This window comes from Pseudomonas sp. fls2-241-R2A-110 (assembly GCF_030209165.1).
Taxonomy (GTDB): Bacteria; Pseudomonadota; Gammaproteobacteria; order Pseudomonadales; family Pseudomonadaceae; genus Aquipseudomonas.
On the sequence record NZ_JARVSN010000023.1, the window covers coordinates 187,692 to 201,152 of the forward strand.

Genomic DNA, 13,461 nt, shown 5'->3' on the forward strand with positions numbered 1-13,461 from the left:
CTCGCCCGCTTATTCCCATAAGCCATAAGCACCACACTTTGCGTGATATGGCCTGCGCACGTTTGCCGGTATGATAGGCGCCCCCGCAGTCTGGATTGCGAATACGCCATGACCTTGCAGTACCCAACCATCGCCGATTGCGTCGGCAACACTCCGCTGGTCCGTTTGCAGCGCCTGCCTGGCGCCACCAGCAACACCCTTTTGCTCAAGCTCGAAGGGAATAACCCGGCGGGTTCGGTCAAGGACCGTCCGGCGCTGTCGATGATCACCCGCGCCGAACTGCGCGGGCAGATTCACGTCGGCGATACGCTGATTGAAGCGACCTCGGGCAACACCGGGATCGCCCTGGCGATGGCCGCGGCGATCAAGGGTTACAAGATGATCCTGATCATGCCGGACAACTCCAGCGCCGAGCGCAAGGCCGCGATGACGGCGTATGGCGCCGAGCTGATTCTGGTCACCCAGGAAGAAGGCATGGAAGGCGCTCGCGATCTCGCTCAGCGTATGGAAGCCGAAGGCCGGGGCAAGGTGCTGGACCAGTTCGCCAACGGCGATAATCCGGAGGCGCATTACACCACCACCGGCCCGGAAATCTGGCGTCAGACCGAGGGCACCATCACGCATTTCGTCAGCTCGATGGGCACCACTGGCACCATCATGGGCGTCTCGCGCTACTTGAAAGAGCAGAACGAGAACGTACAGATCATCGGCCTGCAACCGATGGAAGGCTCGGCAATTCCGGGCATCCGTCGCTGGCCGCAAGAATACCTGCCGAAGATTTACCAGGCGGATCGCGTGGACCGGATCGTCGACATGGCGCAAAGCGAGGCCGAAGACGTGACCCGTCGTCTGGCCCGCGAAGAAGGCATCTTCTGCGGCGTTTCTTCGGGCGGTGCGGTGGCAGCAATGCTGCGTCTTTCCAAAGAAGTTGAAAACGCGGTGATCGTCGCGATCATCTGCGACCGAGGCGACCGTTACTTGTCGACCGGCATTTTCGACGCGCCCAACTGATGGCCAAGCAAGAGAGAGGCCTGCGCTTCCAGCCCACCGGCGGTAGCAAGGCCCCGCAAATCCCGACCGGCAAAAAGCAGCGCTTGAGCATCGAGCGCCTCGCCAATGACGGTCGTGGTATCGCGTTTTTCGAAGGTCGTACCTGGTTCGTCATCGGCGCATTGGCTGGTGAAGAGGTTGAGGCGCGCGTGTTGGGTGCCCGCGGCAAAGTGGTCGAGGCACGCACCGAACGTGTGTTCCAGGCCAGCGAATTGCGTCGTCCGGCGCCGTGTCCGCATGCCGGTCGCTGTGGCGGTTGCAGCGTGCAACACCTGCCACACAACGAACAACTCGCCCTCAAGCAGAGCATGCTCGCCGAACAACTGTCGAAGGTCGCCGGTGTCGAACCCCAAGAGTGGGCGGCGCCGTTGAGCGGACCGGAATTCGGCTACCGCCGTCGCGCCCGCGTGGCAGTGCGCTGGGACATGAAAGCGAAAAAACTCGAAGTCGGTTTTCGTGCGGCGGGCAGTCAGGACATCGTTGCGATCAATGAATGCCCGGTGCTGGTTCAGCCCTTGCAGCCGATCATGACCGGCTTGCCGCAGATGTTGCGGCGCTTGAGCAAACCGCAAGCGCTGGGCCACGTGGAGTTGTTCAGCGGTTCGTCATTGGCGGTGTTGCTGCGGCACATGGCGCCGTTGTCCGATGCCGACCTGACCATTCTCAAGGAATTCTGCGCCGCCCATGAAGCCCAGTTGTGGCTGCACGGTGAAGGCGAACCGCAACCGGCCGAGGCAGGGCAGTCCCTGGGCTATCGCCTTGAACAATGGGACTTGAACCTGGCTTACCGGCCAGGGGATTTCATTCAGGTCAACGCCGGGGTCAACGAAGCGATGGTTGCCCAGGCACTGGACTGGTTGAAGCCGACAGCGCAGGAACGGGTTCTCGATCTATTCTGTGGGTTAGGCAACTTCGCCTTGCCGCTGGCCAAAGCCGTTCGCGAAGTGGTGGCGGTCGAAGGCGTGCAAGCGATGGTCGAGCGGGCGGCCGAAAATGCGGCTAGCAATAATCTTCATAATGCGCATTTTTTTCAGGCCGATTTATCCCAGCCTTTGACCGATGCCGAGTGGGCGCGCGAAGGCTTTTGTGCGGTACTCTTGGACCCACCGCGTGACGGTGCTTTCGAGGTCGTGCGCACGCTGGCATCGCTGGGTGCCAAACGGTTGGTGTACGTGTCGTGCAACCCGGCAACGCTGGCGCGCGACACGGTTGAATTGATCAAGCAGGGCTACCGGTTAAAACGTGCCGGGATTCTCGATATGTTTCCTCAGACGGCACATGTCGAGGCCATGGCGTTATTTGAAGCGAGCTAGGACGGCTCGTCTGGTCCGACTGGCCGCCCGTGCAGCTCTCGCATTAGCCCCGTGAGGGCAAATCGGGGAATGAAGGTCAGCGATTTGACGCATTGAATCTGCGTCGTAGGGAAGGTAAGCAAGATGGTACAGGTGAGAGCACACCAGCCGATCAACACCGACGGCAGTATCAATCTCGAGGCTTGGCTCGATCATGCGGTCAGTGTCGATCTGGCACTGGATCGCGAAGCCTTGAAGGAAGCGTGCGAGTTCGCTCGTACGTCTGAACAACAAGCCAATGCGGCGAAAAACCTGTGGTCCGAAGGGACCTCAAGTTTCCGCACGGGCCTTGAGATCGCCGAGATTCTCGCCGACCTCAAACTTGATCAGGATTCGTTGGTCGCGGCAGTCTTGTACCGCGGCGTGCGCGAAGGCCAGATCGAACTGCCGGCCGTGAGCCAGCGCTTCGGTCCGGTGGTCGCCAAACTCATCGACGGCGTGTTGCGCATGGCGGCGATCAGCGCCAGCCTGAGCCCCCGTCAATCGCTGGTGCTGGGCACTCAGGGCCAGGTCGAAAACCTGCGCAAGATGCTCGTGGCGATGGTCGACGACGTTCGCGTCGCGCTGATCAAACTGGCCGAACGCACCTGTGCGATCCGTGCGGTGAAAACCGCCGATGATGAAAAGCGCAATCGCGTGGCCCGTGAAGTCTTCGACATCTACGCGCCGCTGGCTCACCGTCTCGGTATCGGTCACATCAAGTGGGAGCTGGAGGACTTGTCCTTCCGTTACCTCGAGCCCGATCAGTACAAGCAGATTGCCAAGTTGCTCCACGAGCGGCGACTGGATCGCGAGCGCTTCATCGCCGATGTGATGAGTCAGCTGAAGAATGAGCTGACCGCTACCGGCGTCGACGCTGACATCAGCGGCCGGGCCAAACACATCTATTCGATCTGGCGCAAAATGCAGCGCAAGGGTCTGGAGTTCAGCCAGATCTACGACGTGCGTGCCGTGCGCGTGCTGGTGCCGGAAATGCGCGATTGCTACACCGCGCTCGGCATCGTCCACACCTTGTGGCGGCACATCCCGAAAGAATTCGACGACTACATCGCCAACCCGAAAGAGAACGGCTACCGCTCGCTGCACACCGCAGTGATCGGCCCTGAAGGCAAAGTGCTGGAGGTGCAGATCCGCACCCACGCCATGCACGAGGAAGCCGAGCTGGGCGTTTGCGCGCACTGGCGCTACAAGGGCACCGACGTCAAATCCGGCTCCAATCACTACGAAGAGAAAATCTCCTGGCTGCGTCAGGTGCTCGAGTGGCATGAAGAGCTGGGCGATATCGGTGGTCTGGCCGAGCAGCTGCGCGTCGATATCGAACCGGACCGGGTCTACATCTTCACCCCCGACGGCCACGCCATCGACTTGCCCAAGGGCGCGACGCCGCTGGACTTCGCCTACCGCGTGCACACCGAAATCGGTCACAACTGCCGTGGCGCGAAGATCAACGGGCGCATCGTACCGCTCAACTACAGCCTGCAAACCGGTGAACAGGTCGAGATCATCACCAGCAAACACGGCACGCCGAGTCGCGACTGGCTGAACCCGAACCTGGGTTACATCACCACTTCGCGGGCGCGGGCGAAGATCGTTCATTGGTTCAAATTGCAGGCCCGCGACCAGAACGTCGCGGCCGGTAAAACCTTGCTCGAACGTGAGCTGAGTCGCCTCGGTCTACCGGCGGTGGACTTCGACAAGCTGGCCGACAAGGCCAACATGAAGACCGCCGAGGACATGTACGCGGCGTTGGGTGCCGGCGATTTGCGCCTGGCGCAACTGGTGAACCTGGCGCAGCAACTGGTCGAGCCGGAACGCGGCAACGAACAGCTGGAACTGATTCCGCGTAAAGCCACCGGCTACAAACCGGGCAAGCGTGGCGACATTCAGATCCAGGGCGTCGGCAACCTGATGACGCAAATGGCCGGCTGCTGCCAACCGTTGCCGGGCGATGCGATTGTCGGTTACATCACCCAGGGCCGTGGCGTGAGCATTCACCGTCAGGACTGCGCCTCGGTGTTGCAGCTGGGCGGGCGCGAGCCCGAGCGGATCATCCAGGTCAGCTGGGGCCCGGTGCCGGTGCTCACCTATCCGGTGGACATCATCATCCGCGCCTACGACCGCTCCGGTTTGCTGCGCGACGTGTCGCAAGTGCTGCTCAACGAGCGGATCAACGTGCTGGCGGTCAACACCCGCTCGAATAAAGAGGACAACACCGCGTTGATGTCCCTGACCATCGAGATTCCCGGGCTGGATGCACTGGGGCGGTTGCTGGGACGGATTTCCCAGTTGCCGAACATCATCGAAACCCGGCGTAACCGGACACCTTGAAGATGTACCCGTGTGGGAGCTGGCCTGCCAGCGATGCAGGCACCTCGGTCTTTCAGTAGCATCGAGGTGATGCCATCGCTGGCAGGCCAGCTCCCACAGGTTCTTGTAGAGACTGATTGATGTATTCACTCGAAGACTTGCTGCACCTGATGAGCCGCTTGCGTGACCCGCAATTTGGTTGCCCGTGGGACATCAAGCAAACCTACGCCACCATCGTCCCGCACACCCTTGAGGAAGCCTACGAGGTCGCCGATGCCATTGAGCGCGGTGACTTCGATCACTTGCAGGGCGAGCTTGGCGATTTGCTGTTCCAGGTGGTTTATTACAGCCAGTTGGCCCGGGAAGAAGGGCGCTTCGAATTCGCCGGCGTGATCGACAGCATTACGCGCAAGCTGATCCGTCGTCATCCGCACGTGTTTCCGACAGGCGATCTGTACGCTCCACTGGATGTCCCGCGTCTGAGTGAAGAACAGGTCAAGCATCGCTGGGAAGAGATCAAGGCCGAAGAGCGTGCCGAGAAATCCGTCGCGCCGCAGCAGCTGTCATTGCTCGACGACGTACCCGCCGCGTTGCCGGCGTTGTCTCGTTCGGCCAAATTGCAAAAGCGCGCAGGGCAGGTCGGTTTCGACTGGCCGCACGCCTTGCCGGTGCTGGACAAGGTTCGCGAAGAGCTCGATGAAATACTCGAAGCCATGGCCGATAACGATCCGGTAGCGATAGCCGATGAAGTCGGCGACTTGCTGTTTTCCGTGGTCAATCTGGCGCGTCATTTGAAGGTCGATCCGGAAACTGCATTGCGTGGCGCCAACAGCAAGTTCGAAAGACGCTTCCGTTTTATCGAACAGGCATTGCGCGACACCCATCGTCCCATGGAAGATTGCACCCTCGAAGAGTTGGACGCCTTGTGGGGCGAAGCCAAACGACAGGAAAAGAATGTGTCCAGCTGCGGTTGAGCAGTGGCCTAAGTGAGAAATAAGCACCATGAGCATTTCCCTTCGCGACCAGTTGCTCAAAGCAGGGCTGGTCAACCAGAAGCAGGCCAAACAGGTCGGCAAAGAGAAGCAGAAGCAGCAGCGCCTGGCCCATAAAGGTCAGATCGAACTCGATGACTCGCAGCAGCGTGCGGCCCAGGAAGCGATGGCCGAGAAGGTCAAGCGTGACCAGGAGCTGAACCGTCAGCAACAGGAGAAAGCCGAGGCGAAGGCCCGTGCGGCCCAGGTCAAGCAATTGATCGAAGTCTCACGCCTGCCAAAGCTGACCACCGAGGACTACTACAACTTCGTCGATGACAAGAAGGTCAAGCGCATCTGCGTCAACGCCCTGATGCGCAACAAGCTCAGCAACGGTTCGCTGGCGATCGTGCACCATGCCGGCGGCTATGAAGTGATCCCGCGTGAAGCCGCCCTGAAGATTCAGGAGCGCGATCCGCAGCGCATCGTGCAGATGAACGTGAAGACCGAAGACGTCATCGCCGAGGACGATCCGTATGCGGCCTATCAGATTCCTGATGATCTGATGTGGTAAGGCTGTAGAGCTCGCAATAACGACAAACCCCGCTCATGGCGGGGTTTGTCATTTTCAATGCTGTCATTGCTTATGCGGATCGGAGCGCTCGTTGCTGCTCCAGTTTTTCCAGTTCGGCCTTGTAGCTGTGGGCGTCGGTCTCGGAGTGGAACATCCCCACAAGCATGTCTTGTTGATGCACGTCCCAGATGCGGATACCGGCGGCTACGCCTTCGTGGGACTTATGTGAATCGTCGCGTTCAGTTACTTTTACAGTCATCTGCTAGCTCCAATCTCTGTTATCTGCAGCAAGGCATGTGCAGGACTCCGTTATATGTTTTGTTAGCCTGCTAAGTAAATAACCGGGTTTTGTAATGGACAATTGCCAATTCTGCAAAAGTCCTGCAGCCCTTCAAGCCCGCGGCATTGGGTCGCAGGGTGCTGAGTTTCATGACAAAAGCTTCATGTTTTCATTGAAGAAAAACCCGGCTTGAAGGTGACCAAAATCCCCTGTGGGAGCGAGCTTGCTCGCGATGGCGGAGTATCAGACAACAATGATGTCGACTGACACTCCCTCATCGCGAGCAAGCTCGCTCCCACAGGTTTTTGTGTTTTCCTGGCACAAAAAAAACGCCCCGAACCAGTCGGGGCGTTTTTTTGTGTTGCGAGACGGCGGAGTGTCTTACTTGCCGGTCCAGCGCTTCAGTACCAGCGTGGCATTGGTGCCACCGAAGCCGAAGCTGTTGCTCATCACGGTATTGATGGTGGCGTCTTCGCGCGTCTTGGTCAGGATCGGCATGTCTGCCACTTCCGGGTCCAGTTCGTCGATGTTGGCGGAACCCGCCATGAAGTTGCCTTCCATCATCAGCATGCAGTAGATCGCTTCGTGAACGCCGGCGGCGCCCAGGGAGTGACCCGACAGGCTCTTGGTGGAGCTGATGGCCGGTGCCTTGTCGCCGAACACTTCACGCACACCTTTCATTTCCATGACGTCGCCGACCGGGGTCGAGGTGCCGTGGGTGTTCAGGTAGTCGATCGGAGCATCGACGGTGGACATGGCCATCTGCATGCAGCGGATAGCGCCTTCGCCGCTTGGAGCGACCATGTCATAGCCATCGGAGGTCGCGCCATAGCCAACGATTTCCGCGTAGATCTTCGCGCCGCGAGCCAGAGCGTGTTCCAGCTCCTCAACCACGACCATGCCGCCACCGCCGGCGATGACGAAACCGTCACGCTTGGCGTCGTAGGCACGGGAAGCTTTTTCCGGGGTTTCGTTGTACTGGCTGGACAATGCGCCCATGGCGTCGAACAGGAACGACTGGCTCCAATGTTCTTCTTCACCGCCGCCAGCGAACACGATGTCCTGCTTGCCCATCTGGATCTGTTCCATGGCGGTACCGATGCAGTGAGCACTGGTCGCACAGGCAGAAGCGATGGAGTAGTTCAGGCCCTTGATCTTGAACGGGGTGGCCAGGCAAGCGGAAACGGTGCTGCTCATGGTCCGCGTGACGCGGTATGGGCCAACGCGCTTCACGCCTTTCTCGCGCAGGATGTCCAGCGCTTCCATCTGGTTCAGCGTGGAGGCACCACCGGAACCAGCGATCAGGCCGGTACGCGGGTTGGAAACCTGCTCTTCGGTCAGACCGGAGTCGGCGATGGCGTCTTTCATGGCCAGATAGGCGTAAGCCGCCGCGTGGCCGACGAAGCGATAAATCTTGCGATCGATCAGCTCTTCGAGTGGAAGGTCGATGGAGCCGGAAACCTGGCTACGCAGACCCATTTCAGCATATTCCGGGTTGAACCGGATGCCAGGGCGGCTTGCACGCAGGTTAGCGGAGACGGTCTCTTTGTCATTGCCCAGGCACGAAACGATGCCCAGACCAGTGATAACGACGCGGCGCATGCGGATAACCCTTAGAAGTTGTCAGTGGAGGTGAAAACGCCGACCCGAAGGCCTTCGGCGGTGTAGATCTCGCGGCCGTCGACACTGACCGAACCATCGGCGATGGCCAGGTTCAGCTTGCCCTTGAGCACGCGCTTGATCTGAATGTTATAGGTGACTTTCTTGGCGGTTGGCAGGACCTGGCCGAAGAATTTCACTTCGCCCGAACCCAGCGCACGACCACGGCCCGGCAGACCCTGCCAGCCGAGGAAGAAGCCGACCAGTTGCCACATGGCGTCGAGGCCCAGGCAGCCTGGCATCACCGGATCACCTTCGAAGTGGCAGGCGAAAAACCACAGGTCCGGAGTGATATCCAGCTCGGCGACCAATTCACCTTTGCCGTACTTGCCACCCTCGGCACTGATATGGGTGATGCGATCCACCATCAGCATGTTCGGGGCGGGCAGTTGTGCGTTACCTGGGCCGAACAGCTCACCGCGACTGCAGCGCAGCAGGTCTTCCCGAGTAAAGGCGTTTTGTTGGGTCATGCGAGCTCCTCAATAGTCCCATGCGGCAGGGTGGGGCAAATCTTCCCGGCCGATCGAGGCGTTCATGCCTCGAGTCAGCAGCCTACTCATAGACTATTGCGTTGTGGTGAAAGTCACAGCACCAAGGACATGAATGTACACTTGTGCACTGAAATTATTATTCAAGCCCCTTTTCGGGCTTGTTCGGGTGCCTAAGACTGCCGCACTTTCGCCTTTCACGCCAGTCGCAGATGGTCGAAAGGCCTGCACTACTGCACCCAGCGCTGCAGAATTTGCTGCAGATCCGTGCGTTTGAACGGCTTGGCCAGGTAATCGTTCATTCCTGCCGATAAACATGCTTCCCGGTCGCCCTGCAAGGCATTGGCGGTCAGGGCGATGATCGGCATGTCCGCACAGCCCGGCAATTGGCGGATCTGGCGAGTGGCTTCATAGCCATCAATGATCGGTAGCCGGCAGTCCATCAGAATCGCTTCGAAAATCAGGCTTTCGGCACTGCGCACCGCTTTTGCGCCATCAGTGGCGACGCTGACAGTAAAGCCCAGGCTGCGCAACATTGCTTCGATGACAGTCTGGTTGACCGGATTGTCTTCCACCAGCAGCACATTGCGCCCCTCGCCATGTCCGTCTCCGGTCAGGGGCCGCGGCAACCGTTCCGGCAACGACTGCTTATAAAGAGCCAGCGGAATTTCCAGGGTGAACACCGACCCTACGCTTTCTTCGCTCTGCGCACGCAAGGTGCCGCCCATGCGTTCGGCCAGGGTACGGGCAATCGGCAGTCCCAGCCCGGTGCCGCCGTAACGCCTTGAAATAGAACTGTCGGCTTGCTGGAACGCGTCGAACATCAATTCCAGTCTTTCGGACGAGATGCCAATCCCGCTGTCGCGCACGGTGCAGGTAAACCACAGCAATTCATGGTCCAGCGATTGCCACTGCGGCTCGATGCTGACGCGGCCGTGCTCGGTGAATTTCAGCGCATTGCCCATCAGGTTGACCAGAATCTGCCTGATTCGTGTGGGATCGCCCTGGACCTGCAACGCACGCATGTCCTCGGGGATCGTCAATGCCAGGTCGAGCCCGCGTTGCGCCGCGCTGTGCGAGAACGACTGGGCGCAGCTGGCGATCAGGTCCGCGAGGTTGAACGGAATGTGTTCAAGCTCAAGTTCCGAGCGCTCGATGCGCGAGAAGTCGAGAATGTCATTGATCACTTTGAGCAAGTGTTCGGTGGACTCCGAAGCCAGCGCCGCATATTCCACCTGCTCCTCGGTCATGTCGGTGGTTTCCAGCAGTTGCAGCATGCCAAGCACGCCGTTCATCGGGGTGCGCAGTTCGTGGCTCATCATCGCGAGGAAGTCGGACTTGGCGTTGTTGGCTTTTTCCGCTTCTTCACGCGTCTGGATCAGCTGTGCCATGGCCTGGTGCTGTTCGCGGCTGGCTTGTTCGAGGCCGTGGGCAAGGTTATTGATGTGTTGTGACAGCGCGCCCAGTTCGGTGTCGTCGACGATCGGGAGCGGCGTCTTGTAGTCGCCTTGCTGGATCGCTTTCACGGCGTGGCCGATGTCGCGAATCGGCTGTGACAAGCTGCCGGCCAGGCGTCGGGCTAACAGAAAGGTAAACAGCAGGGCGAACAAGGCAAGGATCCCGGCCTTGAACAGGATTTCCTGCTGGCGCTGGCTGAAGGCATCGTTGGACAAGCCGACAATCACCCGGCCCAGATAGTCCTCGGGCGATGCTGTGTTGGCCACTTTGCTGCCCTGGAAGAAATCATTGTTCAGGGCAATCCGTTGCAACCGTACCGGTGCCTGGAACACTTCGACCTGGTGCGAACGCGAGTGGGTTTCCGACGGTTGCTCGACATACACCAGAATCCGGTTGGCGCTGTCCTGAACCTCTAGAAAGCGCACGTTTGGCGTGGCCAGCGTCGCCTTGAGCAAGCTTTCGAGGACGTCGTTGTTGCCTGAAATCACCCCGTATTCCGTGGCCGGTGCCAGCTGATTGGCGATCAGTTGTCCGGTGTGATTGAGTTCCTGACGCAGGTCCTGAAGGCGCACGAAGGTGAAGAAGCTGATCAGCAGCAGCGTCAGCAACAGGGCAGGGCCAAGGCTGATCATCTGGGTGCGGGTGTTGATGTCCCAACGGCGACGGAAGGTCATGGACGGCTTTCTCCTTCAGCCAACTGGGTGGCGACAGACGCATCATTCATCGGCTCAATACCTAATGAACGAGCCACCTGCGGGTTGCTTAAGACTTTGAAGTGTTGCGGATAGAGCACGCTTGGCCAACTGCGGGGTGGACGGTCGAGTAGTTCGTTAAGCACCGCCAGCCAGTCATTTTGATCGCTATAGGTGCTGGCCAGGCTGCCGGCCTTGACAAAGGCGGCGTTGGGTCCGATCAGCGCCAGTTGCCGCGTATAGCTGCTCAGCAGCAGGTTTTTCGCGGTTTTTGGGTTGTACACATCGGGGTCGTCGAGCCCCAGCAGCACGTCGCTGTTTTTCAGCAAGGTCTGCAAGGGGCGGCTGTCGCTGGTGTTATCCCAGCGCTCGCTGACCAGTTCAAGTCCCAAAGGCTGGGCGGCCTGATGCAGTTCTTGCAAAAGGAATTCACTGTGACTGTCGTACAGCACGCCGACCCGGTGGGCCTGAGGCAGGATGAGCTGGATCAGGCGCAATTGCCGATCCAGTGGCGGATCACTCCAGAGCAGGCTCAAGTGCGGCGGCAGGTGAGTGCCAAAGCGTTGGTGAGCCTGCAAGCGGCTGATGCGCAGGACCAGCGTTGCCGGGCCCAGGGCGTCTTGCAGGCGCCAGTCTAGACTCGGCAGATCGAGCAGGATCAGCCGGGTGCCAGCGGGCAGTTTGCCGGGGACCGGAAGACTCGCCAAGGTCTGGAAACGCACGGTGTCGGCGGGGCGAAGTTCGCTCAGTGCGTGGACGAAGGATTGCACGCCGGGGCTGTCTTCGGTGCCGGTCAGCAGAATGTCGGCAGCCTGGGTTGGCAGGCAGCCAAGCAGGCCGGCCAGAAGCAGGCACAACCCTGCCAGCAGACGGCCAAGGCCTGGCGACTTGCGTGGCAGGCGATGCGGCATTTAAAACGTCAGCTCCGCGCTGAAGTAAAGCACCCGGCGTTCGTCGTAGTTGTTCTCGAGCATGTCCGGCGAGCGGACGGCTTGCGAATACACGGCGCGCAAGCCGTGGCGCGGGTTGATCAGATAGTTGACGGCAACCCGTGGGGGCAGCGAGCTGCCAGTCAATTGCGTGTCTTCGAACATTGCTTCGCCCTGCAGCAACCAGTGTTCGGTGGCACGGCACTCGAGTTGGCCGAATGTCCGCCAGGTGGTGTCGTCGGGCGTGCCGTTAAAGTAGGTCTCGGATTCTGCCCGGTCGTAACGATAGTTCATGCCGCTGACCCGTCGCAGGCTGTCGGACAGGCTGAGAGTGTCCTGCAATTCAAGGTCGTAGCGCGACTCCCGGGTGCTCTGGTCTTGTCGAGGAACAAGTCGTCGGGCAGCGCTGGCGAGCTGAAAATCAGTGCCAGGACCAGCGGCGAGCGAGGTGAAGGAGTGCCAAACGACACGAAACATCCCTGATAGCGATTAGTTGGCCCGCATGTTAACCGAGCTCTACTACTTTTCCAGTCACGATGAAGGCATTTTCCTCGTGTTTGTTGGTCTTCTTCCTACAAATACCGGTAATTGATGCGGGGACTGGCCGCCACTGGGCTGCTCCGTATAATGCCGACATTGCCACTGGTATGGATTAACGGATTACATATGACTGAACAGCGCCCAATTGCGGTCTTGGGAGGCGGAAGTTTTGGTACCGCCGTGGCCAATCTACTGGCCGAGAACGGGCATCAGGTCCGGCAGTGGATGCGTGACCCTGAACAGGCCGAGTCCATTCGGGTCAATCGCGAGAACCCGCGTTACCTCAAAGGCATCAAGATTCTGCCGGCCGTGGAGCCGGTGACCGACTTGCAGGCAACCCTGCAAGCCTGCGACCTGTGCTTTGTCGCGCTGCCGTCCAGCGCGCTGCGCTCGGTGCTGGCCCCGCATGCCGAGCTTTTGAGCGGCAAATTGCTGGTGAGCCTGACCAAAGGCATCGAAGCCCACACCTTCAAACTGATGAGCGAGATTCTCGAAGAGATCGCACCGCAAGCGCGCATCGGCGTGTTGTCCGGGCCGAACCTTGCCCGTGAAATCGCCGAGCACGCGCTGACCGCCACTGTGGTGGCCAGCGAAGACGAAGAACTGTGCCAGCGGGTCCAGGAAGCGCTGCACGGCCGCACCTTTCGTGTCTATGCCAGTGCGGACCGTTTTGGCGTGGAGTTGGGCGGGGCGTTGAAAAATGTCTACGCGATCATCGCCGGCATGGCGGTGGCGCTGGGCATGGGAGAGAACACCAAGAGCATGCTGATCACCCGCGCACTGGCGGAAATGACCCGTTTTGCGGTCAATCAGGGCGCCAACCCGATGACGTTCCTGGGGCTCGCCGGTGTCGGTGACTTGATCGTGACCTGCTCATCCCCCAAAAGCCGTAACTATCAGGTCGGATTTGCCCTCGGTCAGGGCTTGAGCCTTGAGGAGGCGGTGACCCGCCTGGGCGAAGTGGCTGAAGGGGTGAATACGCTGAAAGTGCTCAAGGCCAAGGCTCAGGAAGTCGGCGTCTACATGCCGCTGGTCGCCGGATTGCACGCGATCCTGTTCGAAGGGCGCACGCTTGATCAGGTGATTGGGCTATTGATGCGTGGCGAACCGAAAACTGATGTCGACTTCATTTCCACCAGCGGTTTCAACTGATTACGCTTT

The 13,461-nt window shown here is 59.7% G+C and carries 11 protein-coding genes and 1 pseudogene; 6 read left to right on the forward strand and 6 right to left on the reverse strand.

Annotation, left to right across the window (positions count from 1 at the left end):
- The first annotated feature begins 108 nt into the window (after nt 1-108).
- From cysM to QRN31_RS19615, 5 genes are all read left to right on the forward strand, one after another.
- Entirely contained in the window at nt 109-1,011 is a 903-nt protein-coding gene (gene cysM, locus QRN31_RS19595) for a cysteine synthase CysM (RefSeq protein WP_084321990.1), read from the forward strand.
- Entirely contained in the window at nt 1,011-2,363 is a 1,353-nt protein-coding gene (gene rlmD / locus QRN31_RS19600; protein WP_285433900.1) for a 23S rRNA (uracil(1939)-C(5))-methyltransferase RlmD, read from the forward strand. The genes cysM and rlmD overlap by 1 nt, the downstream gene beginning before the upstream one ends.
- Nucleotides 2,364-2,486: 123 nt before the next feature.
- Nucleotides 2,487-4,730: a GTP diphosphokinase gene (gene relA, locus QRN31_RS19605; RefSeq protein WP_259152896.1), complete on the forward strand. Its 2,244-nt coding sequence runs from the start codon at nt 2,487-2,489 to the stop codon at nt 4,728-4,730.
- Between the two features lie 119 nt (nt 4,731-4,849).
- Complete coding sequence (gene mazG, locus QRN31_RS19610; RefSeq protein WP_285433901.1) at nt 4,850-5,683, forward strand: nucleoside triphosphate pyrophosphohydrolase; 834 nt, start codon at nt 4,850-4,852, stop codon at nt 5,681-5,683.
- A 28-nt stretch (nt 5,684-5,711) separates the two neighbouring features.
- Nucleotides 5,712-6,254, forward strand: a complete 543-nt coding sequence (locus tag QRN31_RS19615) for a DUF2058 domain-containing protein (RefSeq protein WP_285433902.1) — start codon at nt 5,712-5,714, stop codon at nt 6,252-6,254.
- Between the two features lie 70 nt (nt 6,255-6,324).
- Here QRN31_RS19615 and QRN31_RS19620 read toward each other — a convergent pair whose 3' ends face one another.
- The 6 genes and pseudogenes from QRN31_RS19620 to QRN31_RS19645 all read right to left on the reverse strand — a co-directional run.
- Nucleotides 6,325-6,513 carry a hypothetical protein gene (locus QRN31_RS19620; protein ID WP_285433903.1) on the reverse strand — a complete coding sequence of 63 codons (189 nt, stop codon included), beginning with the start codon at nt 6,511-6,513 and terminating at the stop codon, nt 6,325-6,327.
- A 402-nt stretch (nt 6,514-6,915) separates the two neighbouring features.
- Nucleotides 6,916-8,136, reverse strand: coding sequence for a beta-ketoacyl-ACP synthase I (gene fabB, locus QRN31_RS19625; RefSeq protein ID WP_222588033.1), 1,221 nt, complete (start codon nt 8,134-8,136; stop codon nt 6,916-6,918).
- A gap of 11 nt (nt 8,137-8,147) precedes the next feature.
- A complete protein-coding gene (gene fabA, locus QRN31_RS19630; RefSeq protein ID WP_008148022.1) occupies nt 8,148-8,663 on the reverse strand; it encodes a 3-hydroxyacyl-[acyl-carrier-protein] dehydratase FabA in 516 nt (171 codons plus the stop codon).
- 248 nt (nt 8,664-8,911) lie between these two features.
- Nucleotides 8,912-10,813, reverse strand: a complete 1,902-nt coding sequence (locus tag QRN31_RS19635) for an ATP-binding protein (RefSeq protein ID WP_285433905.1) — start codon at nt 10,811-10,813, stop codon at nt 8,912-8,914.
- Nucleotides 10,810-11,742 (reverse strand): ABC transporter substrate-binding protein, encoded by a 933-nt coding sequence (locus tag QRN31_RS19640; RefSeq protein ID WP_285433907.1) that lies wholly within the window; start codon nt 11,740-11,742, stop codon nt 10,810-10,812. Before QRN31_RS19640 ends, QRN31_RS19635 begins: the two co-directional genes overlap by 4 nt.
- Before the next feature lie 48 nt (nt 11,743-11,790).
- A pseudogene (locus QRN31_RS19645) lies at nt 11,791-12,177 on the reverse strand (TonB-dependent receptor domain-containing protein); the annotation flags it as partial.
- Nucleotides 12,178-12,426: 249 nt separating this feature from the next.
- Here QRN31_RS19645 and QRN31_RS19650 point away from each other — a divergent pair.
- On the forward strand, nt 12,427-13,452 hold the full coding sequence (locus tag QRN31_RS19650) for an NAD(P)H-dependent glycerol-3-phosphate dehydrogenase (RefSeq protein ID WP_285433908.1): 1,026 nt from the start codon (nt 12,427-12,429) through the stop codon (nt 13,450-13,452).
- Nucleotides 13,453-13,461 lie beyond the last annotated feature (9 nt).